The 26,532-nt window shown below is 41.4% G+C and carries 24 protein-coding genes; 4 read left to right on the top strand and 20 right to left on the bottom strand.

The genetic code is table 11. The features are described 5' to 3' along the window. Positions 1-110: 110 nt before the first annotated feature. The 9 genes from ACFX4X_RS15945 to ACFX4X_RS15985 form a co-directional block, all read right to left on the bottom strand. Complete coding sequence (locus ACFX4X_RS15945; protein ID WP_061461146.1) at positions 111-1,184, bottom strand: ABC transporter substrate-binding protein; 1,074 nt, start codon at positions 1,182-1,184, stop codon at positions 111-113. After that, on the bottom strand, positions 1,181-1,984 hold the full coding sequence (locus ACFX4X_RS15950) for an ABC transporter permease (RefSeq protein WP_377384741.1): 804 nt from the start codon (positions 1,982-1,984) through the stop codon (positions 1,181-1,183). Before ACFX4X_RS15950 ends, ACFX4X_RS15945 begins: the two co-directional genes overlap by 4 nt. A gap of 1 nt (position 1,985) precedes the next feature. Beyond that, the gene (locus ACFX4X_RS15955; RefSeq protein WP_089363939.1) at positions 1,986-2,789 is read right to left on the bottom strand and encodes an ABC transporter permease; all 804 of its coding nucleotides are present in this window, start codon (positions 2,787-2,789) and stop codon (positions 1,986-1,988) included. Continuing rightward, on the bottom strand, positions 2,779-3,888 hold the full coding sequence (locus tag ACFX4X_RS15960) for an ABC transporter ATP-binding protein (protein WP_061461144.1): 1,110 nt from the start codon (positions 3,886-3,888) through the stop codon (positions 2,779-2,781). The genes ACFX4X_RS15955 and ACFX4X_RS15960 overlap by 11 nt, the downstream gene beginning before the upstream one ends. Positions 3,889-3,957: 69 nt before the next feature. Then, positions 3,958-4,500, bottom strand: a complete 543-nt coding sequence (locus ACFX4X_RS15965) for a helix-turn-helix domain-containing protein (RefSeq protein WP_061461143.1) — start codon at positions 4,498-4,500, stop codon at positions 3,958-3,960. A gap of 173 nt (positions 4,501-4,673) precedes the next feature. Then, positions 4,674-6,059 carry a protoporphyrinogen oxidase gene (locus ACFX4X_RS15970; protein WP_284469054.1) on the bottom strand — a complete coding sequence of 462 codons (1,386 nt, stop codon included), beginning with the start codon at positions 6,057-6,059 and terminating at the stop codon, positions 4,674-4,676. Between the two features lie 186 nt (positions 6,060-6,245). Further along, entirely contained in the window at positions 6,246-6,758 is a 513-nt protein-coding gene (locus ACFX4X_RS15975; protein WP_377384745.1) for a GNAT family N-acetyltransferase, read from the bottom strand. A gap of 118 nt (positions 6,759-6,876) precedes the next feature. Continuing rightward, the gene (locus tag ACFX4X_RS15980; protein WP_377384747.1) at positions 6,877-8,910 is read right to left on the bottom strand and encodes a Na+/H+ antiporter; all 2,034 of its coding nucleotides are present in this window, start codon (positions 8,908-8,910) and stop codon (positions 6,877-6,879) included. A 284-nt stretch (positions 8,911-9,194) separates the two neighbouring features. Continuing rightward, entirely contained in the window at positions 9,195-10,082 is an 888-nt protein-coding gene (locus ACFX4X_RS15985; protein WP_377384749.1) for a diacylglycerol/lipid kinase family protein, read from the bottom strand. A gap of 503 nt (positions 10,083-10,585) precedes the next feature. Between ACFX4X_RS15985 and yhfH (ACFX4X_RS15990) the strand changes: the two genes are divergently transcribed. The 4 genes from yhfH (ACFX4X_RS15990) to yhfH (ACFX4X_RS16005) are packed head-to-tail and all read left to right on the top strand — an operon-like array spanning position 10,586 to position 11,238. Beyond that, positions 10,586-10,720: a protein YhfH gene (yhfH, locus tag ACFX4X_RS15990; RefSeq protein WP_284469058.1), complete on the top strand. Its 135-nt coding sequence runs from the start codon at positions 10,586-10,588 to the stop codon at positions 10,718-10,720. A 44-nt stretch (positions 10,721-10,764) separates the two neighbouring features. Further along, on the top strand, positions 10,765-10,902 hold the full coding sequence (gene yhfH / locus ACFX4X_RS15995; RefSeq protein WP_081108660.1) for a protein YhfH: 138 nt from the start codon (positions 10,765-10,767) through the stop codon (positions 10,900-10,902). A gap of 29 nt (positions 10,903-10,931) precedes the next feature. Further along, complete coding sequence (gene yhfH, locus ACFX4X_RS16000; RefSeq protein WP_089363911.1) at positions 10,932-11,069, top strand: protein YhfH; 138 nt, start codon at positions 10,932-10,934, stop codon at positions 11,067-11,069. A gap of 28 nt (positions 11,070-11,097) precedes the next feature. Then, on the top strand, positions 11,098-11,238 hold the full coding sequence (gene yhfH / locus ACFX4X_RS16005; RefSeq protein WP_284469059.1) for a protein YhfH: 141 nt from the start codon (positions 11,098-11,100) through the stop codon (positions 11,236-11,238). 119 nt (positions 11,239-11,357) lie between these two features. On the opposite strand, the gene ACFX4X_RS16010 is transcribed toward yhfH (ACFX4X_RS16005), so the two are convergent. The 11 genes from ACFX4X_RS16010 to ACFX4X_RS16060 all read right to left on the bottom strand — a co-directional run bounded on the left by ACFX4X_RS16010 (position 11,358) and on the right by ACFX4X_RS16060 (position 26,521). Continuing rightward, on the bottom strand, positions 11,358-12,989 hold the full coding sequence (locus tag ACFX4X_RS16010; protein ID WP_377384752.1) for a PucR family transcriptional regulator: 1,632 nt from the start codon (positions 12,987-12,989) through the stop codon (positions 11,358-11,360). 166 nt (positions 12,990-13,155) lie between these two features. Continuing rightward, positions 13,156-13,371, bottom strand: coding sequence for a hypothetical protein (locus ACFX4X_RS16015; RefSeq protein WP_144529503.1), 216 nt, complete (start codon positions 13,369-13,371; stop codon positions 13,156-13,158). Positions 13,372-13,386: 15 nt separating this feature from the next. Then, positions 13,387-14,871, bottom strand: coding sequence for an NCS1 family transporter (locus tag ACFX4X_RS16020; protein ID WP_377384754.1), 1,485 nt, complete (start codon positions 14,869-14,871; stop codon positions 13,387-13,389). A 42-nt stretch (positions 14,872-14,913) separates the two neighbouring features. Further along, on the bottom strand, positions 14,914-16,332 hold the full coding sequence (gene hydA, locus ACFX4X_RS16025; RefSeq protein WP_377384756.1) for a dihydropyrimidinase: 1,419 nt from the start codon (positions 16,330-16,332) through the stop codon (positions 14,914-14,916). A gap of 14 nt (positions 16,333-16,346) precedes the next feature. After that, positions 16,347-17,633, bottom strand: coding sequence for an NAD-dependent dihydropyrimidine dehydrogenase subunit PreA (preA, locus tag ACFX4X_RS16030; RefSeq protein WP_061461135.1), 1,287 nt, complete (start codon positions 17,631-17,633; stop codon positions 16,347-16,349). 26 nt (positions 17,634-17,659) lie between these two features. Beyond that, positions 17,660-19,018, bottom strand: a complete 1,359-nt coding sequence (locus ACFX4X_RS16035; protein ID WP_377384780.1) for an NAD(P)-dependent oxidoreductase — start codon at positions 19,016-19,018, stop codon at positions 17,660-17,662. A gap of 565 nt (positions 19,019-19,583) precedes the next feature. Next, positions 19,584-20,846 carry a GTPase HflX gene (gene hflX / locus ACFX4X_RS16040; protein ID WP_377384758.1) on the bottom strand — a complete coding sequence of 421 codons (1,263 nt, stop codon included), beginning with the start codon at positions 20,844-20,846 and terminating at the stop codon, positions 19,584-19,586. 426 nt (positions 20,847-21,272) lie between these two features. Beyond that, the gene (locus ACFX4X_RS16045; protein ID WP_284469064.1) at positions 21,273-23,396 is read right to left on the bottom strand and encodes a heavy metal translocating P-type ATPase; all 2,124 of its coding nucleotides are present in this window, start codon (positions 23,394-23,396) and stop codon (positions 21,273-21,275) included. Further along, positions 23,389-23,760, bottom strand: a complete 372-nt coding sequence (locus tag ACFX4X_RS16050) for an ArsR/SmtB family transcription factor (protein WP_284469065.1) — start codon at positions 23,758-23,760, stop codon at positions 23,389-23,391. The genes ACFX4X_RS16045 and ACFX4X_RS16050 overlap by 8 nt, the downstream gene beginning before the upstream one ends. A gap of 552 nt (positions 23,761-24,312) precedes the next feature. Beyond that, positions 24,313-24,513 carry a cold-shock protein gene (locus tag ACFX4X_RS16055; protein WP_034304915.1) on the bottom strand — a complete coding sequence of 67 codons (201 nt, stop codon included), beginning with the start codon at positions 24,511-24,513 and terminating at the stop codon, positions 24,313-24,315. Between the two features lie 313 nt (positions 24,514-24,826). Next, complete coding sequence (locus tag ACFX4X_RS16060) at positions 24,827-26,521, bottom strand: methyl-accepting chemotaxis protein (protein ID WP_377384761.1); 1,695 nt, start codon at positions 26,519-26,521, stop codon at positions 24,827-24,829. Between the last annotated feature and the right edge of the window lie 11 nt (positions 26,522-26,532).

Consider the following 26,532-nt stretch of genomic DNA (forward strand, 5'->3'; position numbering starts at 1 on the left):
TTGACTTTTGATATATAGGTAATGGTGGCGAAGCAACGGAGATCATACGTCAAAAACTCAGAAAAAAGCATGGTATAAGGGGGATACCTTTACACCATGCTTTTCTTATATTATTTACGATGCATCTTAAACTCAAGGAAGAGTTCGTTGTAATGGGCCAAGTTTTTCTTCCCAAGGTTTTCGTACACTTCCAGCTTCTCTGTCAGTTCTGGTGATGGATAGAAACGTTCATCCTTCACCACTTCTTCAGGCATATATTTCAGTGCTTCTTTATTAGGGGTCGAGTAGCTTACATATTCGGCATTCTGTGCCGCAACTTTTGGGTCCAGCATGAAGTTGATGAACTGGTGAGCCGCATCGGCATTTTTGGTTGTTTTCGGGATGACCATATTATCAAACCATAAATTGGACCCCTCTTTAGGGACCACATATTCGAGATCTTCATTTTCAGCCATGATTTCAGAAGCCACTCCGGACCAAACAAGCCCAATCGCCGCTTCCTGGGTTTCCAATAGCATGCGGCTTTCATCTCCAACGATCGCTTTAATATTTGGAGTGAGTGCATCAAGCTTGGACTTTGCCTCTTGAAGGTGTTCTTCATCTATATCATTCAATGAATAATTCAAAGAGTTCAGGCCCATGCCCATCACTTCTCTAGCCCCATCCGTCAAAAGTATTTCATTTTTTAAATCTTTATCCCATAAATCCGCCCAAGCCGTTATTTCTTTGCCACCGAGCATCTTGGAGTTGTAAACAATTCCAACTGTTCCCCAGAAATAAGGCACGGAATATTTATTCTCCGGATCGAATGGCAGATTGATGAACCGCTCGTCGATATTTTTCAAATTTGGTAGCTTGGAATGATCCAGGGGAACCAATAAGTCTTCTTGTCTCATCTTATCAATCATATACTCAGACGGTATGGCAATATCATAAGTCGTACCGCCCTGCTCAATTTTAGTCATCATTGCCTCATTTGAATCGAACGTCTCATAAATGACCTTTATACCCGTTTCTTCTTCAAAACGGTCGATTAGATCCGTATCGATGTAATCGCCCCAATTATAGATGGTAAGCGTATTATTGCTCGTAAACCCCTGTGATGAGTTCAATCTTGAAATCGCATATAGCAGCAAGGCGGATACGAGGGAAATGATTAAAAACATTTGGACCAGCCTTTTCATCGTTTCCCCCCCATTCCCGTTTGCCTTGCACGTTGAGTTATAAAGTAATAAACGACAACCAACAATAGTGTCAAGGCGAACAGCAGTGTCGATAGTGCATTGATATTCAATGAAATACCACGGCGGGCCAATGAATAGATTTCCACTGATAGAGTGGAGAAGCCATTACCGGTCACAAAGAACGTAACCGCAAAATCATCAAGTGAATAAGTCAAAGCCATAAAAAAACCAGCAAAGATACCTGGTAAGATGTATGGTAGGATGACCTTCGTCAATACATCCCAACGGCTTGCCCCTAAATCCCGGGCCGCATCAATTAAGGTAGGGCTCATTTCCTGAAGTTTCGGAAGGACCAGCAGCACAACGATCGGGATGCTGAAGGCGATATGCGACAACAGTACTGAGTAGAATCCAAGCTTGATCCCAGCCATTGTGAATAGAATCAGGAAGGAAGCACCGATAATCACATCGGGACTGACAATCAATACATTATTCAATGACAATACCGTATTCCTAGCTTTACTGCTCGTAAAGGAACGAATTCCAATGGCTCCAATCACCCCAATGATCGTGGCGATCAGTGCAGATAATAAAGCGATCACAAGCGTATTCAATACAATGATCAACAGCCTTGTATCTTGGAACAACTCCTTGTACCACTCCATGGTGAACCCTTTAAAGTCATACATCGTTCCACCGCTGTTAAACGAGTAAAAGACTAAAAAGAAAATCGGTGCATAGAGTATGAGAAAAATCAAAACGAGAAACCCTTTTGATATTGGTGATAACTTACTACCCAATTTACACACCCTGCTTTCGGTTACCCGTTACAAACATAATCAGGAACATTATAATAATCAAAAATACCGCGATTGTGGAACCCATTCCCCAATCCTGTGTCACAAGGAAGTGCTGCTCGATAGCCGTACCAAGCGTAATGACTCGATTACCGGCAATTAGTCTTGTAAGCATGAACAATGAAAGTGCCGGGATGAAGACTACCTGGCATCCCGTCTTTACACCATCTATCGTCAAAGGAAAAATGACGCGGCGGAATGTCATCCACCGGGACGCTCCCAAGTCATTGGCCGCATCCAAAAGGGTGGGATTCATTTCATCCAGCGCATTGAATATCGGTAAGATCATAAACGGGATGAATATATAAACCGAAACGAATATGAAGCTGAAATCCGTAAAGAGAATTTGCTGCTTTCCGATTCCTACTGCCTCCAGAAAACCATTCGCCACACCATACGTGCCAAAAATGCCAATGAAGGCATAAGCCTTTAAGAGTAAATTAATCCAGGAAGGCACGATTATCAGCAAAAGCCACAACTGCTTATGCTTGGTTTTCGTTAACAAATATGCGGTAGGGTAAGCCACTAAAAGGGATATTCCCGTAATGAGGAAAGCATACCAAAATGAGCTTAAAGTCATTTTTAAATATACTGGTGTAAAGAACTTTTGATAGTTAATCAAAGAAAGATTACCTTCAATGTCGAAGAAGGAATAGTAAAGGATTAACAAAATGGGTGCGACAACGAATAAAGCAATCCATAAGACATAGGGTATGAAATAAATATTCCGTGATAGTTTATTCTGCATGACTTTCCCCATCATGATACGCTTCCAAACGCTTATCGAATTCCTCTTCAGTTTCACCCAATCGCATGACATGAATCGCTTCGGGATCGAAATAAAGACCTATTTCATCTCCAACTGTTGCCTTCTTCGTTGATTGGACAAGCCACTCATTCCCATCATGATCATAGCAGCTGATTTCATAATGCACACCGCGAAATAGCTGAGAGTCCACCCGAACTTGCAGTTTCCCGCGATTGACGGAAGTAATCTCTAAATCTTCCGGGCGGATGACAATATCAACAGCTTCATCGCTATTCAAACCTTGGTCTACACATTCGAACTGTCTGCCGACGAATTCCACTAGGTAATCTTCAATCATTTTTCCTTTTACAATGTTCGACTCACCAATGAAATCGGCAACGAATCGATTCAGCGGTTCATCATAAATATCCGTAGGGGGCCCACTTTGCTGAATTTTCCCTTTGTTAAGGACAAAAATCTCATCTGACATCGCTAATGCTTCCTCTTGGTCATGAGTGACGAAGATGAACGTGATTCCAAGTCTTTGTTGTAGCTCCCGCAATTCATATTGCATTTCTGTACGCAATTTCAAATCAAGGGCAGATAGCGGTTCATCCAGCAGGATGACTTCCGGTTCATTAACTATCGCCCTGGCAATCGCTACACGTTGCCGCTGACCGCCGGACATTTCCCTGATCTCCCGTTTTTCATAACCCTCCAAATTAACAAAGCTGAGGGCTTCCTTCACCTTTATTTCCACTTCGGTATTTTTCATTTTTTTGATGCGAAGACCGAATGCTACATTTTCAAAAACATTTAAATGCGGAAAAAGTGCATAATCTTGAAATACTGTATTTACTTGCCTTTTATTGGCTGGCACATCATTGATCTTTTTTCCCTCAAAGTAAATATCACCCTTGGAGGCCTCCGTAAATCCGGCAATCAAGCGAAGGATCGTTGTCTTCCCACAGCCTGAAGGACCCAGAAGCGTATAGAACTTCCCTCTCTCGATTTCAAAACTAACATTATCGAGAACTACCGTATCATCATCGAATTGCTTCGTAACCTGATCGAAGTGTATTATATTCTCGTTTGCCATAGCTACTTCCCTCTTTCCATTACCTTACTTCATCCGTCTTTACATAGACGATAGCAATTGCTTTGAATTCTATAAGTATGATTCCGTCACCACAAGCAATAACTCGGATGGACCCCCAAAATCATTGATGATTTGGTGTTCATCGGAAGCATGAAAATAAATTGATTCACCTGCCTTGACGAAATACGTATGTGTACCAAGCTTTACAATGACTCTTCCGCTTATTACATAACCGAATGTTTCCGACAAGGATGGTTCAAATTGTTTGAATTCCCCTTTTTCCTGAAGGGTCAGGCGAATCGGTTCCATTTCCTTCTCATTCGATTCAGGCACAAGCCACTGAATTTGATACCCTCGTTCCTCATCGATAAAAAATGTTTGTGCTTCTTCTTCATACACTACTTTTTGGACCTGATCCTCTTCATCGAAGAATTGCTTCGGCTTGCAGCCGAGTACTTCTAATATATTGAAAAGAGTTTCAATGGAAGGGGAACTAAGATCCCTTTCTAACTGTGAAATATATCCTTTGCTTAAATCCGTTCTTTCTCCCAATTCTTCCTGGGTCAATCCTTTTTTCAAGCGAAGGTTTTTTATTTTTTTTCCAATTTGCATCCTATTTACCCTCAATTAGTTTACTTATAGTAAACATGAAGTAGATAAAGTTTTATATAAGTAAACTTCCAGTTTAATTTTATGGATATTATTATACAGGAAATGCTGGAAACTTCAAACGGAATTTCCAGTCATGCAAAAAAGGACCGCCACATGACATGGCAGTCCCCCTTTTACAACTTCAGACAAATCTCTTGGGCTTTCTTTTCACCATCTGCAATACAGTCCGGTATTCCGACACCATTGTATGAACATCCCGCAAGTAAAACATTCGGATAATTCTCGGAGATTTTCGCCTCCAGTGATTGAACGATTTTAGGATGTTTAATATGGTAGTTCGGCATATCTTCATGCCATTTCGTCACTTCACTTGTAATTGGAGTCCCAGAAATACTTAAACTGCTTTTAATGTCTCGTAAAGCCACCTGGATTAATTCCTGATTTGTAAGGGACCGTAAGCGTTCATAGTCCGGACTAGAGCTTTTATAAAAAAGCCTTACCAAAAGCTGACTGTTTTCAGAAGTATGCTCCCATTTCCGGCTCGTCCACGTACATGCATTGCAGATCAAATCACTATTATCACCTGCAATGAAACCTGTCCCATCATTAGGAAGCATGCTGTCCGGGATATCGAATCCAAGGTAAACGCTTATCATCGAACTATTGACTAAGCCGTCGAAGTCTTCATCCAACTCCCGATCACCCAATAATTTCTGGGCAGCGGTATGCGGTGTACTCAATACAATGAAGTCCGTTTCCAGCGATTCACCGTTTGCCAATGAAATGATATACCTCTCATCATTCTTTCTGATTTTTTCTGCCTTGACCCCTTTTATAATTTCCACCATATCGAGGCTTTCCTCAATACGTTCAATCAATACCGATAAGCCATTTTTAAACGAAAGGAACTTCTTATTTCCCTTGCTTTGATATTTCTGCTTATTTTCCGATAGACCGCGTATGATACTGCCATATTCATTTTTATAATCCAGCATCTCCGGCAGTGTTTTAGCAATGGTCAATTCATTTAATTTTCCTGAATAAACACCAGATAGGACAGGTGATATCTGTTTTTGCACCAATTCCTTACCTAAGAAACTTTCAAGAAATAAACCGATTGAGTCGTTTTTCGTAAACGTCTCATTCTTTGTATAGAAATCCTTTAAGGCATCGACCTTTCCTTGTGCAGAAACCAGATCACTTTTCGCCAGGGACTCCAGGCTCATTGGAATTCCGAATAGGGCATCTTCAGGAATTCCCTTCAGCACGCCATCGGTATGGATAAATGATTTTCCCGTCGCATTATAGACAACTTGATCTTCTAGGTTCAATTCTTTAAGAAATGGTTTTATATTTTGTTTCCTGGCGACAATCGAATCGGCACCCGCTTCGATTTTAAATGGACCATCATGCACTGTCCTGATTTTACCGCCTAGTTTCTCATTTCCTTCTATTAATATTAATCGTACGGAGAGACTGTTCGCTTTAGCAGCTTTTTGTAAATAATACATGGTTGATAAACCCGTAATGCCTCCACCTACCACTACGACCGTTTTCATTAGAATACACCTCGATTAACGAAATTTACATTAAGTAAAGTGTACCATAAGGCAGCAGCATTATTAAAAGCGACCCTTTAATTCATTAGTTTCGTAATGAAACCTGTAACAAATTGGACAAAAAAAAGACCTTCTCTCATTCGAAAAGTCTAAATACCCTCATATCGATACTCGTATCTCATTTCCTTATTCCATGTTCATATGATTTAATCTATATTCCATTATCTCCATCAACCCGCTTCTGCCTTCTTTATGAATTCCTGTATCCTGATACCCCGATTTCGTATAAAGAGTTTTGGCAATCATATTCTTGACGTCCACTGCCAGTACAATCGAATCCTTGTTTGGAAAAATCCCTTTTGCGAATTCCGGAAGGATTTGCAAGGCTTTCTTCGCAATCCGTTTCCCTTGATGCTTTTGATCAACAAGAAATCCACGGAGTAATATCGCTTTTTTATTGCTGGTGAAAGGGCTGATGTTCTCCCCAATGTGTAAAACGAAAAACCCGACCGGAATACCCGCAGCCAAAATAACGAAAGGGTGTCTGTCAACATCTTTTCGGCAATATTTCAGTGACTCTTCCGGCAGAGCCGAAAAAGGGGTTTGTGTATCCGGTAAATAAAACTGTGACAGCTGGTGATGATGTTCCGGTAAATAATGCGTTAAGGTGATGATCTCGATTTCCTTGTCCTGTTTCATTTGGCACACCGCTTTCATCAATTATTGGATACCTCAATGATTCGACGCGTCACCCTAAAATCCCTCCACTAAATGAAAGAAGCACTGCAGAATATATCGGCAGCGCTCCTTAAAATAATCAATGGGTGCTTTCATTGATTGTCAGGGCTTCTCGTAAATTGATTTGCTTGCGGAGTATATTGGCAACCTCGCGGGAAATTTGTCGTTTTTCAAACATATCCTGCACTTCGTCCCGTTCTGCCTGGATCGCTTTATAGAATAGCTCCCTTTCATAATCGACCATTTTACTAGGGATACGGCCTCTATTTTCACGTTTGCATTTTAATATCAACACTTTATACTCTTCTATGATCATCGAAGACGTCTCATGATTTTCAGAAGTGATACCCGCTTGTATCTCTTGGATGGCAGCTTTATACATCCTGCTTTTAAGGTCTCTCACCTTTTCCAATCTCTCTATATTGATCCTTCTTATTTCACTTTTATTAGGGAAAAATAATTTAAAAACCCTCAGCATACTTCTTCTGAAAAGCGTTACGGACCTGAAAAAACGGAATTTCATCCGGTTTGTAACCGCGCCTTCCATACGCTGGATATATTCTTTGCATATAAATGCCGTTTCCCGGTCCACTTTCTCATCCTTAATAAGTTTATCAAGAAATCTTTGCTCTGCTTCAAGGGCTTTAAAGCGAAGACCCTTTTCTTCTTCCCTTAATGCAGCTGGCTCTTTCTCCTGTTCTACATAGGACAGTGCATTGATCTTGGTACAGTACCTCGAAATGATCGATAAAGCCGCTTCCCGGTTTTCATCTGTCATTTGGGATTCTATAACTTTAATCGCCGCTTGATGTGTGTGAATGGCAGCCGCTTTCGTTTTATCAGCCTGCTTATCCACGATTTCCTCTTCTTCTGCCCGTGCTATGATTGGCAGAAAAACACTGGCAACGATCAAAGTCAGCAATATGACACCTGCTGCAATGAAGATGATTAACGAACGCTCCGGAAAAGGACTTCCATCTGCCAACACATACGGAATCGAGAACGAACCCGCTAACGTTACAGCTCCGCGAACACCGGAAATGGTAATGATTCCAGCTGCTTTGAAGTCTGGTTTTTGGGCGCCTGCTTTTTTCGTCATCCAGCCAATCGACCAGGCAGCAGTAAGCCAAATGAATCGTAAAGCAAAGAGGAAAAGTGTAATGACCACAATATATAGGATCACTTGCCCATTATTGAAGACTGGATCTTGAAAGATAATTTTCGCAACGCTTGGAATTTGCAAACCTAGCAAAACGAATACAAGACCATTCAATACATATAAAATGACGGACCATGTACTCTTTGAAACGACCTGAAGTTCTACAGTTGGTGATATTTCCCGGTCTCGTTCAATGGCATGGACAATCCCCCCAGCCACTACCGCTAAAATCCCAGAAAGGTGGAAATGTTCCACAGCGAGGAAAATAATAAAAGGAGTCAGGATCTGGATTAACATGTGCATCGTAACATCTTCCATTCCTAAACGGCGAAGAAATACACGGAGCCTGATAATGATGAAGGCAACAATTGCTCCTCCTACAAAACCACCAATCGAAATCCATATAAAACTGAACGTTGCATCCACTAATGAGAAAACACCAGTGACTGTAGCTGCAACGGCAAATTTAAAGGCAACTAGACCTGAGGCATCATTCATGAGCCCTTCTCCTTCAAGAAGGTGCATGATGCTCTTAGGTAACTTAACTCGACTCGCCAAAGCGCTTACTGCCACTACATCTGTAGGGGACAAAATGGCTGCTAAGGCGAATGCTGCTGGCAATGGAATCGAAGGAATCATCCAATTAATTAAATACCCGCCTGTCCAAACCGTTATGAATACCAGGCCTAGTGCAAGCATGAGAATGGGTGCTCTCAACTTCCAAAGTGCAGTGCGGGGCACATTTTTGCCATCATTGAACAAAAGAGGGGCGATGAATAACAGTAAAAACAATTCCGTCTCCATCTCAACATGCATACCCAGGGGTAAAAGTGCCAGTATGACACCCAGTGCTATTTGTATTAATGGTACAGGTATAAAGGGTATAAAGTGGTTAATTACATTAGACACTCCAATCAATATAAGAAGGGCTAATATAACAAGAAAAAACTCCATTCAAACATCAAACTTCCTCTCTCATCTATTCTCATAACTATAATCGTAACATATTCAGACCCATCCATTCATGCATTTACTATTCTAGCCTAGAATACTCCTGAATAATAATACCTTTTGCGTGATGGATCACCATGAAAATTGAGGTGATTGAATGAATACAAAATCGACTCAAATCAGCATCGGATTTCAAAGAAAAAAGCTGATTGGCTTACCCTAATCAGCATTTTGTGAAAAGACTAACCCACAGAACAAGTCGGCACTGCTTTATGTTAAAACACCATTTAGTTCCCCTGGACAAAGAGACGAAGGTGTTTATGCAGTACATTTGATTGAAATGGAAGGAGAAAGCCTTCTTCTCCATCGATATTGACTGCAAGTTCGTCTGTTGTGGATAAATTGAGCTTGGATGTTTGAATATATTCAATTTCGTCATGTCCCTTGATCTCTCCTTTCATTAAACTGGGAACGATCTTGACGATAAAAGGAAGTGATAAATCCTTAATGATGAATGTGTGCAGCTTTCCATCATTCACTTCCGCCTCGGGTGCAAGTTGTTCGAAACCGCCGACAGAGTTAGTCATTGTTGCAATCAGTAAATGAGCCTCACCCATCCACCTTCCCTGATCATGTTCAACCGTTAAAGGAAACGGATTCTTTTTAATCATCGCTTTTGCTCCTTCAATGAAATATGCAAAAGACCCCAGGCGGGTTTTTTGGTCTACGGATACATTATAGGTGGCCTCAGCGATCGCCCCTACTGCCAACACATTCATGAAATAACGGTCATTGATCTTCCCTATGTCCGATTCCTTAATATGCATGTCCTTTAATATCTCAATGGCCGTATTGGGATTCAAGGGTATGCCCAAAGATCTAGCGAAATCATTAACGGTTCCTAGTGGGATGATTCCGAAAATTGGCCGATGCTGCTGCTCGCCCAACCCATTCACTATCTCGTTCACCGTTCCATCCCCACCCATGGAAATGACAGCATCGAACCTCTCTTCACAGGCCTCCTTGGCAAAATCCGTGGCATCCCCCTCTCCTTCGGTTTGACGGACGGACACCTCATCATATATATCACCAAGTGCCTTTTCCGCTTTCGGCAAAATCTTTCCTGCCTTTTCCCTACCTGAAGATGGATTTATGATAATCATCACTTTCGACATATGCTACCTCCCTTTATTGTATATCTACTAGCAAGTTACCTCTTTACTGAAGTAATAAAACCACACGGACAATTTTTCCGATTGTTGAATAAAGAAGTTTGGCAGGAACTTTCATAATTGCTGCCGCTTGACGGTTTGCTGACATTTTGAACAGCTCTTATATGTTCATGGACTGTGAAACAGGTAATCATCACCCCTGAACCTCCTGTTCCTCTTCTGTTACAGTAATACCTATTCTAATCAACTTTAAAATTGTCTGTCCCTTTCGCCCCCCTTTGTTTTCCCCATTTATAAAACCCATTTTTTCTTCATTTTCCAAGCTGCCGTGAAAAGAAATACAAAAAAAAGTTAAAAAAACTCCCTATCTATAAGGTTTTCAGACTCTTTTTGAAATAAATTTCAAATTTTCTGTTAAATACCTATACATTTTCCAAATTCGGGTATATACTGTATTATAACAACAAACAAATAACAATAACTGTACTATAAGGAGGGTGCGAACCATGCAAGCAAATCAATCGGAGACATTTATAATCGATACGTTTAAACATTGCCCAGAATGTGGTGAAACACATGTGGATCACTCAGATTCCTATCTGTTGGAGTGCGATCGCTGCCTTTCCAAACGTGAGGAATAAATCGATCGAAAAAATAATAAAACATTAAAAAGGAGGAAATCATCATGCAAATGAAAAAATCCATTGAATTTTTTAACAATATCCCTGCTAAACATTGTCCCGAGTGCGGTGACCATATTATTGAACAAGCTGAATCCTACTTAATGGAATGTGACCGCTGCCTTTCCAAACGTGAAGACTAATTAACCCAAATCAAAAAGGAGGAACCATCATGCAAACTAAAAACCCATTGGAATTCTTCAGGGCACTTCCGCCTAAACAATGTACAGAGTGCGGAACCCATATCACTGAACAAGCTGAATCCTACCTCTTGGAATGTGACCACTGCCTTTCCAAACGCGAAGAATAACTAAACCAAATCATAAGGAGGAATCATCATGCAAACTAAAAACCCATTGGAATTCTTCAGGACACTGCCACCTAAACAATGTACGGAATGCGGTACTCCTATTACTGAACAAGCTGAATCCTACCTCTTGGAATGTGACCACTGCCTTTCCAAAAAAAATGAATATTAATAAAAGATGCTGACATCAAGAAGCTCTATAGGTTTGATGTCAGCATTAACCTTGTATTAGCTTCCCTTTCTACATTCAAAAAAGGATGTCCTCGGGACACCCTTCATTCGTACTATTTTTTACTTCCCAATATATTTATCTACATATTTTCCACTGACTTTCCTGCTGCTGTACTGTAAGAAGTCCAATGCAAAAATCATGAATTCAAGTCCTAGACGCTTATCTGAACGCATAAAATCCGAACCTAACAGTTTTTCTAATTTTTCAAGCCTATGGTATAGCGTTTGCCGGACAATGAATAGTTGTTTTGAGGTTTCCTGTTTAGAACCGTTACAAGCAAGATAGGTCTTCAGGGTAGGCATTAACTCACCATTGTTTTGCTTGTCGTATTCAATGACAGGACCTAAATATTCGTGCACCGTTTCCTCCAGATTACCATGTTTATTTATGAGCGAAATCATGCGATGCATATGTAAATCCTGATAAAAGAAGCTCCTGTTATCCTCTGGTAATGTATCCTGAAGCAGCAGAGTCTCACGGGCCGTTTCATAACTTTTATAAATCTCGCTTAACCCTCGAACATGCTTTCCAAAACCAATGGAGAGCAAACTCATTCGATTACGCCCGCTAACATCCATTTTCATGATTCGATCCACTGCGCTTGTCACCCTTGATTTCCAATCTTCAGATGAACGATTATCACCTAAAATAAAAACTAGATGCTGATTAATTTCCATAGAAAATATCTGAAAGCCGTACTGTTCAAAAACTGTCTTAAACATTATCTTAAAATAGGTTCCATCTAATTTTGCAGAACTTCTATTATATCTTGGGTGTTGTTTGCAAATGCAAACAATTCCGCCATCCAATTGCATTTTCGGATCAATATAGGAAAGCCTTTCCCGGATTGCTTCGTCACTATACTCACCTTCAATCCAATTTGTAAGCCATTTACTCTCTTCCGACATTTTCTTTTCTTCAATATATAACTCCCTTAATAGATGCTGTGCCAAAGCGGTAGCCGTTCGATCCAAAATCAGTGAATCAAAGTCCGTCAACTCTCTGTCTTTGCTGCAAATGAGCAGTTCCGCATAATTTTCACCGAGCACTTGAATTGGCTGTCTATGAATGGTTTTATCGAATTTCGATTCTTCGTATATGTCCGCTACCATTTGATAGGTTATTTTTTTCTTCGTTTTGGGAATGCTGGCTATATCGTTTTCATTAAAGATAAGAATAACCTGTACATTTAAATAGCTGTGGAGAAATTTTAGAATTGGTTCATAATGGTCAATTTCGAGGAGATTTTTATTTAACTGCTGGGAGTAGTTTTCTAAGTTGGAGATCATTTGATATTGTTTATTAATGATAAGGGAATGAATATCCTGAGTGATTTCTACGAAAGGGACTTCCTCATGAAATAGGATGATAGGGAATTGCTGTTCATTTGCGAGATCAATGGCACATTGCGGCACGGCCATGGTGTCTGCGCCAACCTCTATACAGAGTCCAGCTGCATTGCATTCAATTAACTGTCTTAAGTAGGATAGAAATGTGTCATCGCAATCTTTCCACCCTAAACCGGTAGTCAGAATCAGTTCATTTCCATTTAACAAATGGCTGATTTGAGTGACTTCCATGCAGTGGACCCACTTCACTTGACGCTTTATCCCACTGCTACCTGCAATTATATCCGTCAGATTAAAATGCTTGCGTGTTAGAATTTCCTCGATTGTAATCGACGTATTCATCCATACACATCCTTTTATAAAACTGCTTTAAAATCTATTATAAACGGACAACCCCTAAATCTCCAGACACTTGTTAGAAGATCTAACGTCAAAATTCTACAAAAAAATCGAACAGGAACAAGAAAAAGGACCCATTCGTGAGGAATAGGCCCGGTTCATAACTATTTCAATGCAATTTTTTTACTAGCAATGTAGAGAAGTATTTCCTTCCTTCCGGGGTTTTGATGTTCAATTGCTTCCATTCCTGCTTCGTTCCTTCAATCAGTTCAAAATCGAGAAAAGCTCCACTTAAACTTTCGGAAACCCGGGTGATTCGATATCCTCTTTCAAGTAAAAAATCGATTTGTTCCCTTTCTAAGCGATACTCTTGATATTCGGACATTTCCATTCCCCCTTTTCATACGTTCTCTTTGCCGGTTGAAGCCGGAAAAACCATCTCTTCCTCAAGTTCTGGACTTTTTCCAATCTTCCAATCCCTGCCAACGGAAATTCCTAAATATTTCTCATCGCTGGGATCAATGATTTCAGCTTGTTCATATTGCTTGAACCACCAATACTTAGCTAATAAATAATAACTTGCACCGCCGAGAAGAAAGCCAATAATAAACGAGTAATTTGAAAAAATCGTGGCACCGATTCCGCCAATCACCCAAGAAATGATTCCTGCCCAATTCACTCCATTCAAATATTTATACTGGCCTTCACTCTCATAGAGGTCTCGTACATTCACCCTCCGTTTTCGGAGGAAATAGTAATCCGCTATCAGGATGCCGACAATGGATGCCAGGATTCCGCCTATTATTAATAGAACTTCTATTATGATGCCGAACAGGCTCCATGGCTGAACTACTATCCCAATAACCCCCGCCACAACGACTCCCGTCCAAAATGGCAATTTAGGACCCAGGATATTGGAGAAAATGGTAGCTGCGGGAATGACATTAGCCGTAGTATTCGTCGACCATTGAGCGAATACGATCATGATTAAAAGGACGCCGAGAGCAATTCCACTTGCTGATCCCTGTATAGCAACTACGGGATCATAATTGGAAACAGCCATATAGGAAACCGCACCGATAATGACCATGAACGTCTGAGTGATGGGATAGGTGATAATATTCCCAATTATCTGCCCCTTATTGCGCTTGAACCAATTTTTTTCATTTTTTGGTGCTTTTATATAGCGAGAGAGGGTCGGCATATCTGCAGTCAATGTGCCCCAAAATCCCATATTTGCCATAATGACGACCATGAAAGCCGTAGCGGCAGCCCCGCCAGTGACTGGACTTTCAATCCAGGACCATACATCTCTTCCTTGGGCCACAGCTTTATCGGAAAGGGTAAAATACATCCAGCCAGAAATTAAAATGATAACAGGCGCTGCCAAGTCGGCAAAACGTTCTATCGATTTTATTCCCATTGCCGTGTTGACCAATTGTAAAACGGCAAAAATGAGGAAGCAGGTAAACCAATTATCAAAATCAAAAAGGGTTGTAAAGATAGCATTCATTGCAGTAGCTCCAAAGTAAGTGTTAAGACCAAACCAGCATGAAGCTACAAACCCCCGTACAACCGAAGGGATATGGGTTCCTATCGTACCGAACGGCGCCCTCATATAGACTGGGAATGATATTCCATGTTCAACACCAATATCCCCTGTCATTGTCATCAAAAATCCGAGAACCACACAGGCAATGACCGTTGCAAGAACGACCCAGCCTAAGGATAAACTTTGAACACCATTCCCGCCAATCGCGAAGGCAGCCAATACTACAGCCATGCCCACCCAAATGAAACCAAATCCGGCTGCACTTATGTTTTTCTCACTATGAGGTATAGGCAGCAAATCGGGAGACTTTAAATAATCTTTCTTCTCACTCATATAAAATCCCCCTATATTAATTTGCAAGATTCCTTACCGAAGTTAGACTGAAAGCTTTTTCCCTGTATCCTGCTTCAGCGCCGCATTATATTTTGCCCGTTTCAAGAATTGCCCTTTTCCAGCTTCGCCTACAAATTGTTTGTCTTTAATGACGAATTGACCTCTGGATAGGACGGAAACCGGTTCACCTGTAATTTGCATACCTTCAAACGCATTATAATCCACAGCCATGTGATGAGTATCTGCAGAAATGCTCCTTTCAACTTCCGGGTCAAAAATGACAATATCAGCATCCGAGCCTACTGCAATCGTCCCTTTCTTAGGGAATAATCCAAATAGTTTGGCAGCACGCGTAGAGGTCATGTCGACGAATTGATTCAAGGTAATGCGCTCTTTCATGACCCCTTCAGAAAAGAGGATACTCATGCGGTCCTCAATCGTTGGGCCGCCGTTTGGTATTTTCGTGAAATCTTCACGTCCAAGGTCCTTCTGACCCTTAAAATCAAAAGAGCATTGATCTGAGCCGATCGTTTGCAATTGTCCCATTTTTAAAGCATTCCATAGCACTTCCTGGTTTTTCTTCTCCCTTAATGGCGGGGACCATACATACTTAGATCCTTCGAAATGGGGCTTTTCAAGATAAGACTGGTCAAGGACCAAATATTGCGGACAGGTCTCCCCCCAAATATCCACCCCTTTATTTCTTGCCTCGATAATCTTTTCAACTGCATCTTCACAGGTGACATGAACGACATAGAGCTGACCGTTTGCCATTTCCGTCAGTTTAGCTGCCCTTCCGGTTGCTTCACCTTCAAGCTCCGGCGGTCTTGTTAACGCATGGTAAATTGGATCGGTGTTACCTTCAGCAAGCGCCTTCTTTGTAAGATAATCGATGACATCACCATTTTCGGCGTGAACCATGACTAGTGCCCCAAGTTCCTTTGCTTGCAACAAAGTGCGGTATAGTGTGGCATCATCTGCTTGAAAAACATTCTTGTAGGCCATGAACACTTTAAAGGAGGAAATCCCTTCATTATCGATGATACTTGGCAACTCAGCCAATACATCATCATTAATCTCACTGATCATTAAATGAAAACCATAATCTATGGCGGCCTTTTCGTTTGCCTTTTCATGCCATGTTTCAATCGCTTTCTTTAGCGGCACCCCTTTTGCGGTCAAACAAAAGTCGATGATCGTTGTCGTTCCTCCATATGCAGCGGCAATCGTACCTGTTTCATAATCATCCTTTGTGGTTGTCCCGCCAAACGGCATATCGAGATGGGTATGTGGGTCAATGCCCCCCGGAAAAATATAAGCTCCTTTTGCATCAATGATTTCAGCCCCCTCAGCAGGCAGGTCCTTGCCAATCATTGCAATCTTCTCATTTTCAATTAATATATCTGCTTGATACGTATCTGCAGCCGTTGCAATCGTTCCATTTTTAATGATTTTCTTCAAATTCGATCCCTCCATCATTTTACGAAATCAACACTTTCACTGCCGATGCCCCCAAGTAATGATTGGCGTTCATTCCACGTCATTGGCGGTAATTCATTTGTCAATTCAATCATATCGATTGCCCCATCGACAGGACATACGATCGAGCAAAGATTACATCCTACGCAATCTTCTTCGCGCACCCTCAAGTAGGAGCTGCCTGATGTGTCCTTTAACATATCTATACATTGATGAGAAGTATCTTCACAGGCAATATGGCATTTGTTGCAGTTAATGCACACATCATTATTAATGCGCGCAACTACCTTATAATTAAGATCTAAATTCCCCCAATCGGAATAGCGCGGTACAGACTTACCGACAATATCCATCACAGACGATATCCCTTTTTCATCAAGGTAATTGGACAGGCCATCAATCATGTCCTCCACTATCCTAAAACCGTGATGCATGGCAGCCGTACAAATTTGCACTCCGGTTGAACCCATCAGTAAAAATTCCACTGTATCCTGCCAATTTGAAATGCCGCCTATTCCTGAGATGGGAACATTAATCATTGGATTCCTTGCACACTCTGCCACCATGTTCAATGCGATTGGCTTCACAGCAGGACCACAATACCCTCCATGAGCCCCCTTGCCGCCTACATGGGGAATCGTATTCCATGAATGAATATCCACTCCCGCTAAGCTGTTAATCGTATTGATCATGCTTATTGCATCCGCACCGCCGCGCACCGCCGCTTCAGCCGTAACCGTAATGTCGGTTATATTCGGTGTAAGCTTGACGATGACAGGTTTGGATGCGGCTTCCTTCGCCCAATATGTTTGCTTTTCCACCAGTTCGGGAACCTGTCCCGAAGCAGCTCCCATCCCACGCTCTGCCATACCGTGCGGGCAGCCAAAGTTCAACTCGTAACCATCGACACCTACATCTTCTATACGCTTGATGATTTCATGCCACTTGTCCTGTTGTGGCTCCACCATAACTGAAGCAATGATTGCATGATCAGGGAACCTCTTCTTCGTTTCATATATTTCTTTCAAATTCACTTCAAGCGGCCTATCCGTAATTAATTCTATATTGTTGAACCCGGCGACTCTTTGTCCATTAAAACTGACAGCTGCAAAACGTGATGAAACATTCAGGATGGGATCACCCAGTGTCTTCCAAACAGCTCCTCCCCAGCCAGCTTCAAATGCCCGCTGTACTTGATAACCCGAATTAGTAGGTGGTGCTGAAGCAAGCCAAAAAGGATTGGGAGATTTAATACCTGCAAGATCAATTGATAAATCAGCCATGATAAGCCTCCTAATTTTCATTATTATTAAGCAATATCCACCGCTTCACCCATTAAAACCGAGTCAATTTCATAGGCTGTCTTCTTCCCTTGCTGGGCAGCTGAAACAACCATTGCCTCACCTTGGCCTTTTCCGAAAATCACGTCACCGCACGCAAAAACCTTTTCATTCGATGTTCTGTAGGAATCACCCTCCAATGTTACGACTCCACCATCATGTTGAATGCCAAACTGTTCAATCAATCCTACATACCTCGATTGGCCTATAGCGCGAATGACTCCATCGACCGGTATGACGAACTCCGATCCGGAAATTGTGACTGGACGGCGCCGGCCATCTTCCCCAGCCTCGCTAAGCATCATTTTCACACACTCGATGCCCGTTACCTGACCGCTTTCATCCGACAGGATTCTGGAAGGATTAGTCAGCCAGTGAAACCCGACACCCTCTTGTTTTGCAAACTCATATTCAAAATCATAAGCTGTCATTTCCTTTTGGGTACGACGATATATAATGCTCACTTGTTCGGCACCTAGGCGTACAGAACAGGTCGCGGCATCGATCGCCGTATTTCCAGCCCCAATTACCGCCATCTTCTTCCCAATGAATTTATCAGTGATGCCCTCCGTTTTCGTTGCCTTGACGAATTCGATTGCATCATAAACTTCAGCCAAATCTTCTCCTTCTATTCCAAGCTTCGGAACAGCGGACATGCCAATAGCTAAAATGACCGCATCATAGTCGGCAGTCAGCTGATTTACGGAAACATCAACCCCGACCTGTGTATTCGTTTTAATTTCAACATCCAGACTCTTTACTTGTTCGACCTCCCAATAAGAAATGCTCTGAGGCAAACGGAACGATACAATTCCGTAAGTATTTAATCCGCCTGGATTTTTTTCAGCTTCGAAAATGGTTACACTGTAGCCAAGCAAGGCTAATTCTCTTGCTGCAGATAAGCCCGCTGGACCGCTTCCTACAATGGCAACTTTTTTGCCATTCTTCTTCCCGGTCTTAAAAAGGGCTTGTTTATTTTGGATGGCCCAATCTGTGGAATAACGCTGGAGATCGCCAATCATGATTGGCTTTGTAGAATGGTTCAGGACACATGCCCCCTCACATAACTCTTCAGTCGGACATACCCGCGCGCAGCTGGCACCGACGGGATTGGCCGTCATAATCGTCTTGGCCGACCCTTTAAAATTACCTGAAGCTATCTTCTTGATAAAACTCGGAATATCTATCCCTGTCGGACAGGCTTGGATACATGGGGCGTCATAGCAGTATAAACATCGATTCGATTCTTCCAAAGCTTCCCTTGGGGACAGCCCCCTCTCCGCTTCCTGAAAGTTAATCTCTAGGCCACCTTTTAACGGGCTCGTCATACTCATCTACTATTCTCCTTCCAAAAATTTATTTTTTCGAAAAATAAAAAGGGAGGAATTGCATGCATTTCTCTAATAATACAATCCTCACATTTAAAGGATTGAAACTACTAATCTTAAAAACTCAAATCCTGATGATTGATCTGAGAAATGAGTTATTCTTTATTTTATAATGTTAAAAAGTAAGTTACATTATACAAAGTGTAAAGTATTGCCAGCTGTCAGATATGCAATCTGTAATATCCATGTTATATTTCCTAACAACAAATGATAAACATCGTCATTTTTCTACATTCAAACTTAATATTCATCATACTTTCTGATATTCTTTGAGGATTTGTTCAGAAAACCTATTTATCAACACTTTGTCCACATAAAAAAAGCCCAGAAACTTTATTCAAGTTTTCCTGGGCTTATTATTTTTATCCACAACTTATGCACATAACATATTGCTTTATTCTCTTTATTTTTGCGGAACAAAAGCATTACAACCAAAGTTATCCACAAGATTAAATTTATTTTCCTACTTATCAACAAGCTGTTAACAACTTATCAACAGGAAGGTTCATTCTGGATGAATAACGTAACGATTATATTTTTCATAATCCGTTTTCTTGCACTCAAGCTTAATTCGATATCCGTTTTCCTCATATTCAGTTTCCGTTATATGACCATTTTCATTGAAATAAGAAACCAGCTGTCCTTGATCAAATGGAATCAGCATTTCACAATGAGTATAGTCGACAAAAATATGTCCGCGAATTTGATTGATCAATTCCTCAATGCCGACTTTGTTTTTTGCGGACATATATACAGATCCACGATTCACCTGCGGAATTTCCAAATCGGTAAGGTCCGCTTTATTATAGGCACAAACCGTTGGAATCCCTTTAATGCCTATCTCTTCTAAAGTCTTATCAGTTATCTCTATTTGCTGTTCATGATTAGGGTTGGAAAAATCGACAACATGGATCAACAGATCCGCTTCTACCACTTCTTCTAATGTGGATCGGAATGCTTTCACAAGGTGATGGGGCAATTTAGACACAAAGCCCACCGTGTCCGTCAATAAGAATTCCTTTTTATCCGGAAGCGGAATGTTTCGAACGGATGTCTCTAGGGTAGCGAACAGCATATCCTTTTCCAAAACCTGCTTCTCGGCTGTTGGATGGAACATCCCAATCAGGGCATTCATGATCGAAGATTTCCCTGCATTGGTATACCCTACTAAGGATACAACAGGGATGGAATTCTTTTTCCGCTGTTTTCTCTGCGTTTGCCGGTGCGCAACAAGCTCTTCCAATTCTTTATTCAAAACACTTATATTTTCCTCGATTCTCCTACGGTCAAGCTCTAACTGCTTTTCACCTGCCCCTTTGTTTGTGCCGACTCCACCACTTTGACGCCCTAATGACTCCCTTAAACCAACAAGGCGCGGGAGCATGTACTGAAGCTTTGCCACTTCTACCTGAAGCTGTGCTTCCTTCGTTTTCGCCCGGTGCGCGAAGATGTCAAGAATCAAGATTGTCCGATCGATCACCTTGCAATCCATGTCCCTCTCCAGGTTCCGAAGTTGCGAAGGTGAGAGCTGATCATTAAAAATGACGACGTTAGCTTCCTTATACTCAACGAGACTTTTTACTTCCTCAATCTTCCCGGTACCGATAAAATGTGATGAGTTCACCCGATGCAAATTTTGTGTGATGGCCCCTGCAACCTCTACCTCACACGCTTCCGTTAAATTGGCCAATTCTTCCATTGAATACTCAAAATCCTTTTGACCGTTGAGATTAACTCCAACCAAGATTGCCCTCTGCTGTAATTCCATCCTTTCAAATCCCTTCCTACATACCGTACTCCCAATAACCTTACACATAGCCATACCTATCATACTGCACTAAAAGTCAGCCACATTGTAGCATACTAACCATCACTTGCATAACGATTGCTTAGCCAAGCAAAATGTTCTTATTAGAATTCCTTTTACTAATAAATAAATTCAACTATAAATAACAGGACTAAATATGACCTATCATGCTATATATCCTATTGATATTATTACTTTGGTTGACTAACATGATTTCCCTTGGAACACCGTTAACACTTTCCCTGTTCAAATCTATTTACGTTTCCAAAGGAATATGGATGCATATTTTCCAAGTTTCACATGAAACAATCGGAAAGTGCATAACAAAGGCTCCCCAGCACCTTAAAATGCACCAGGGAGCCCATATTCTTTTATTCTTTTATTCTTTTATTCTTTTATTCTCAGTAATCTTAGGCTGTTCAATGTAACTAATAATGTTGCACCCATATCGGCAAAAATCGCCATCCAAAGTGTTAACCAGCCCGGCGCTATCAATAATAAGGCCAGGATTTTAATCACCAACGAAAACGTGATGTTCTGCTTAATGATTTTTAAAGTTTTGCGACTTAAGCGGATTGTATAAGGCAGCTTCGATAAGTCATCACCCATTAAGGCAATGTCTGCTGTTTCAAGGGCCGTATCAGTACCTGCCCCGCCCATCGCAATCCCTACCGTGGAAGCTGCCAAGGCAGGCGCATCATTGACACCATCGCCCACCATGGCCACTCGATCATATTTTTGTTTCCATTGTTTGATGATGGTCAGTTTATCTTGTGGCAATAGCTCCGCCTCAATTTCCTGAACCCCAGCTGCAGCTCCAATTACTTTTGCTGTTCCGATATTATCCCCGGTCAGCATTATCGTTTTTTCAATGCCCAATGCATGCAGTTTCCGAATTGCTTCCTTACTGCTTTCCCTTATTTCATCAGCCACCGCAATGAGTGCCAGGAGCTTCATTTGATCGCCTAGCACCATCACTGTTTTCCCTGCATTTTGAAAGCCGCTGATCAGTTTTAGGACATCATTAGGGAAAACTATACCTGCCACTTCTTCAAGAAGATGGGGTTTACCAATGTAATAGATTTCTTGATTAATTTTCCCTTTTATACCTTTACCGGTGATTGCTGTAAAATCCTCGACCAATAAAGAATGATAGTCCACGTCATGGTTTTCCGCCTTTTGAAGAATGGCCGTGGCAAGGGGGTGCTGTGATCTGCTTTCTAAAGCGGCAGCGATCGCTAGCACGTCCTGTTCATTCAACACATCAGACAATACTGTGAAATCAGTCACTTCAGGTACACCCTTTGTTAAAGTACCCGTTTTATCAAACGCAATCGCCTTTAAGGCTCCTGCTTCCTCCAAATGGACCCCGCCTTTAATCAGCACACCATGTTTAGCAGCATTTCCTATTGCTGTCACAATGGCGATGGGCGTTGAAATGACCAAAGCACATGGACAACCGACAACCAGTACAGCCAATCCCCGGTAAATCCATTCACTCCAATCTCCATTGTTCACAAGCGGGGGTAACACGGCAATGACCAAGGCAATGAGCATAATAGCCGGCGTATAAAATTTTGCGAACTTATCCACGAAAGCTTGGGAAGGGGCCTTTTCTGCCTGTGCTTCTTCAACAAGGTGGATGATTTTTGCAATCGTCGTATCCTCGACCCGCTTCGTGACCTCCACTTCGAGCAGCCCTTCCCCATTTAAGGTTCCAGCAAATACTTCACCCTCAACCGTTTTGAAAACCGGCTCGGATTCCCCTGTAATGGCTGCTTGATTAAGTGTCGAGGCCCCTTTCATGATCCTGCCATCCATGGCAATCTTTTGGCCGGGTTTAACGATCATGATATCGCCTACTTCAATCTCACCAACAGCAACCATCATTTCGTGATGCCCTCTTAGGATCAAGGCTTCTTTAGGTGCGATATTCATTAAGGATTCTATGGAATTACGTGCTTTATCCATTGAATATTTTTCCAGCGCTTCACTTATTGCAAATAGAATGACGACAGTTGCCCCCTCGCCCCATTCACCCAGCACGGCCGCTCCGATGATGGCAACCGTCATAAGGGTGTGCATATCAAAACGAAGTCTGGCAAGATTTTTCACCCCATTGAAAAATAATGAATATCCTCCAACTATGATTGCAGCCGCATAACCGATTATCGGTATGGTGCCTCCATCAACATATTGCTTATCCAATATCCAACTGATTAGCAGAAGGATAACCGAGAACACCACTTTAATATTTTCTTTTTGCTTCCAAATTGGTTCCCTTTGCGTCACCTGTTCCTGTTCATCCCGGATTCTCAGGTTATCAAATGCCCCCGCCTTTTCAATCTCTTCAATTGTCGCGCTTCCCTGTATAGAAATTTTTGAAGCACCAAAGTTAATTTTGGCTTCCTTCACACCCTCCAGATCACGGACATTGTTTTCAAATTTAGCAGCACAATTCGTGCAGGATAGACCCTGAATACGATACGTTTTTAATGGGGACTCAGCCATCGACCTTTACCTCCTGCTGATGTTCTAATGCAATGAGAATCAATTGCTTTATATGGTGATCATCCAAAGAATAAAAAGCTAACTTTCCTTCTTTTCGGTATTTTACGATTGCATGTTTATAAAGTGTACGAAGATGATGTGACGTTGTCGCCATCGAAGCACCAATGATATTGGCCAGATCGCACACACACAATTCCTCGTCCGTACAGAGCGCATAAGCTATCTTCGCCCTATTTTCATCACCTATCACTTTAAACAGCTTCGACATGCTGGATATATTCACCTGGCTCATCTCTTCTTGTATGCGATTAACCTTCATTTCATCATGCAGGTGGACATCACATACATCTTTCAGTTCCGTCATCTTCTCACACCCTCATTCAAATCTGCGTTTGATTATAATATAACATAATTCCCCGAATATTCAAATCCATATTGGAATGTTTAAGAATCTTTCCCCTTCCTCCAAACGGCATAGTGAAAGTACCCTATATGTCTTTATATGTGGGTATCACTTTTTTGTTTCACATCCACGATTTTTCTCGCCCCCCTAGAATGTTGCTGAACAAAAAAAGACAGGCCCCAGAATATCCGCCTGTCCTCTTTCCAGGAACCCATCCTTCTCGAATCGCGTGAACCGAAACTTTTATCTGCCAGTGAAAAAAAAAGAAGTCCTTCACGCCCCTTCAATCCAATGATTTCAGTAATTCCCTATCCGTACCTTGATAAGTATAATATATTTAATTTAGTATTTTCTTGAAGAACTATGATATACTTAGTCAAACCTTTTTAAGCGTTTTACTTTACTTGTACCATTTACCCTGCTCATCGTTGAGCAGGGTTTTTTGTTATGTATTTTCACAAAACAAAAAAGACAGACCCTATAACTAGGATCTGTCTTTATTTGTTTTTGAAATTATGCTTTTTGAACGTTAGAAGCTTGAGGTCCACGTTGACCTTGTTCTACTTCAAAAGTAACTTCTTGGCCTTCGTCTAAAGATTTGAAACCTTCGCTTTGGATAGCTGAGAAATGTACGAATACGTCGTCTCCGTTTTCGCGTTCGATGAATCCAAAACCTTTTTCTGCGTTAAACCATTTCACTTTACCTTGTTCCATTGTTGTTGCCTCCTAGTGCATTTAAGCACATTGTATTACTATCCTTGCTCTAAGTCATCATCGAAAACGAAAAGTAGTACTTTTAGTATCCTTAGTACCGAACAAAAATAATTAAGACTAAGCATAACATTAAATGGCAGCGATTGCAAATAGTTTGGGCAAACTTTTTTCAAGCAATTTTTAATACTCTTTAAATTCATCAAATAAGCATGAATGGACTCTATGTGTTATAGCTTACTGGCCCAGATGACATCTCACATGCATTTCCACAAACAAAAACATCCCGTAAACAAAGCTTAAGGGATGTAAAAAATTATTTTTTCGTAATAAACTTTTCTACCATCTCTTCTAATATGGCCGCTTCGTTTGCTAACTCTTCGTTTTGCTCTTTCAATCCAGTCATTATGGAGCTTTGTTGAATGGCAGCCGCAGAGATTTGCTCCGTTGTTGCGACTCCCTCTTCTGAAATCGCTGCTATTTCCTGAATGGATGCTAGGCTTTCATCCGAGGACTCGTTGATTTTTTTCGAATGGGTCGCTAATTGTTCTGTGCCTTCCAACAATTTCTCTACGGATTCGAATATCTTATTGAAAATCTCGCCATTGTTTTCCACTAAGGAAACACCATTTAATATATCCTGGAAACTTCCATCGTTATTTTGGATGACTTTGGCTGTTTGTTCATTAATCCGCATGATCGATTCTGAAATGATATCAATGGATTCATCTGTTTGCACAGCCAATTTTTGCACCTCTTGAGCGACTACAGCAAAACCTCTGCCGGCCTCCCCCGCCCGTGCCGCTTCTATGGAAGCATTAAGTGATAGCAGGTTCGTTTGAGAAGCAATGACCCTTATTAAACCTATCACTTCATTTATCTTCACTACATCCTCTTCCAGGCTCACCAAATTGACTTTATTCGCTTGGCCATTTTCCAAGATTTTATCCATCTGGCTCGTTACATCCTGCACTTGTTTACTTCCTTGTTCTGCAAGTGTATTCGCATGCATGGTAAATTCATTCATTTTATTCGTTTGCTCGCTCATTAAACGGATTGTATCCGTTAAGTCACTGATCATATTGGAAATTCGGTCAATATGATGGGCACGTTCTTCTGAAGCTTTTGCCTCTTCCGTTGTCCCCGTTACTATCTGGCCATAGGATTCCACCATCTCTTCAAAGGATTGGTGAATGGACACTGTCGTTTGATTCATCTTTTGAGCATGTTCACGGACATTCTGAATTATATGGGACAAACTTAATCTCATTTCTTCGAATCCATATGACAGATCGCCAATCTCATCCTGTCTGCCAATGGGCATCGATTTACTTAAGTCTCCTTCTGCCATTTCATTCGTGTAACCAACAAGCTCATTGACGGGTCCCGAGATCTTTTTACCGATGACAACGGCGCATAGCACGCCTAATATAATGACACTTGCAAGAAATAAGATATTATAGAATATCATTGTGCTTTTCAATTCATCAATGAATTTTGCATCCATATCGATTCCGACAATCGCGTCCGTTCCCTTGATTGGCGTAAAGTATGACTTGTGTGTACCCCATTTATCTTTATATATTTTACTTAATACGCCTTGGTTTCCATTTATCGATTTTGCCTGTTCCGGCGTGAAAGGGGATTCCACCATGAAGTCCTCGCTGCCGTTCAGGGCTACAATCATTTCGGCATCATTCTCCCGCTTCAGTACATAAACATATTCAATGCCCTTTTTATCTTCAACAAAGGCATCTAATTTCCGCTTAATCTCTTCTCCCCGCACCGAAGCATTGTTTATCACAGTGGGATTGAGGCTTGCTGCTAAGCTGTGGGCATTTTCAGAAAGACGCTCATCGAATTGCGGAAGGACATTCTCATTGATCATTTTATTAGTAATATAAGAAAAGCAAAGGCCCATGACCCCTGCGAAAAGTACGAATGGAATAATATAAAACAAGAATAGTTTTGCCAGCAAAGATTTTTTAGGATTTAGCTTTGAAAATTTCATTTCCGTGCCCC

The organism is Peribacillus sp. YIM B13481 (assembly GCF_042787985.1).
Classification (GTDB): domain Bacteria; phylum Bacillota; class Bacilli; order Bacillales; family DSM-1321; genus Peribacillus; species Peribacillus simplex_A.

Coding starts and splice junctions, on each gene's coding strand:
- ACFX4X_RS15980 (WP_377384747.1), bottom strand. CDS start 8,910: ATGGAGTTTTTTCTTGTTATATTAGCCCTTCTTATATTGATTGGAGTG.
- ACFX4X_RS15960 (WP_061461144.1), bottom strand. CDS start 3,888: ATGGCAAACGAGAATATAATACACTTCGATCAGGTTACGAAGCAATTC.
- yhfH (WP_284469059.1), top strand. CDS start 11,098: ATGCAAACTAAAAACCCATTGGAATTCTTCAGGACACTGCCACCTAAA.
- yhfH (WP_081108660.1), top strand. CDS start 10,765: ATGCAAATGAAAAAATCCATTGAATTTTTTAACAATATCCCTGCTAAA.
- ACFX4X_RS16010 (WP_377384752.1), bottom strand. CDS start 12,989: ATGAATACGTCGATTACAATCGAGGAAATTCTAACACGCAAGCATTTT.
- ACFX4X_RS16050 (WP_284469065.1), bottom strand. CDS start 23,760: ATGACGGAACTGAAAGATGTATGTGATGTCCACCTGCATGATGAAATG.
- ACFX4X_RS15970 (WP_284469054.1), bottom strand. CDS start 6,059: ATGAAAACGGTCGTAGTGGTAGGTGGAGGCATTACGGGTTTATCAACC.
- ACFX4X_RS15975 (WP_377384745.1), bottom strand. CDS start 6,758: ATGAAACAGGACAAGGAAATCGAGATCATCACCTTAACGCATTATTTA.
- ACFX4X_RS16055 (WP_034304915.1), bottom strand. CDS start 24,513: ATGGAACAAGGTAAAGTGAAATGGTTTAACGCAGAAAAAGGTTTTGGA.
- ACFX4X_RS16035 (WP_377384780.1), bottom strand. CDS start 19,018: ATGACGAGCCCGTTAAAAGGTGGCCTAGAGATTAACTTTCAGGAAGCG.
- yhfH (WP_089363911.1), top strand. CDS start 10,932: ATGCAAACTAAAAACCCATTGGAATTCTTCAGGGCACTTCCGCCTAAA.
- ACFX4X_RS15965 (WP_061461143.1), bottom strand. CDS start 4,500: ATGCAAATTGGAAAAAAAATAAAAAACCTTCGCTTGAAAAAAGGATTG.
- hflX (WP_377384758.1), bottom strand. CDS start 20,846: ATGGAATTACAGCAGAGGGCAATCTTGGTTGGAGTTAATCTCAACGGT.
- ACFX4X_RS16020 (WP_377384754.1), bottom strand. CDS start 14,871: ATGAGTGAGAAGAAAGATTATTTAAAGTCTCCCGATTTGCTGCCTATA.
- ACFX4X_RS15955 (WP_089363939.1), bottom strand. CDS start 2,789: ATGCAGAATAAACTATCACGGAATATTTATTTCATACCCTATGTCTTA.
- ACFX4X_RS15985 (WP_377384749.1), bottom strand. CDS start 10,082: ATGTCGAAAGTGATGATTATCATAAATCCATCTTCAGGTAGGGAAAAG.
- ACFX4X_RS16060 (WP_377384761.1), bottom strand. CDS start 26,521: ATGAAATTTTCAAAGCTAAATCCTAAAAAATCTTTGCTGGCAAAACTA.
- preA (WP_061461135.1), bottom strand. CDS start 17,633: ATGGCTGATTTATCAATTGATCTTGCAGGTATTAAATCTCCCAATCCT.
- ACFX4X_RS16045 (WP_284469064.1), bottom strand. CDS start 23,396: ATGGCTGAGTCCCCATTAAAAACGTATCGTATTCAGGGTCTATCCTGC.
- ACFX4X_RS16015 (WP_144529503.1), bottom strand. CDS start 13,371: ATGTCCGAATATCAAGAGTATCGCTTAGAAAGGGAACAAATCGATTTT.
- ACFX4X_RS15945 (WP_061461146.1), bottom strand. CDS start 1,184: ATGAAAAGGCTGGTCCAAATGTTTTTAATCATTTCCCTCGTATCCGCC.
- yhfH (WP_284469058.1), top strand. CDS start 10,586: ATGCAAGCAAATCAATCGGAGACATTTATAATCGATACGTTTAAACAT.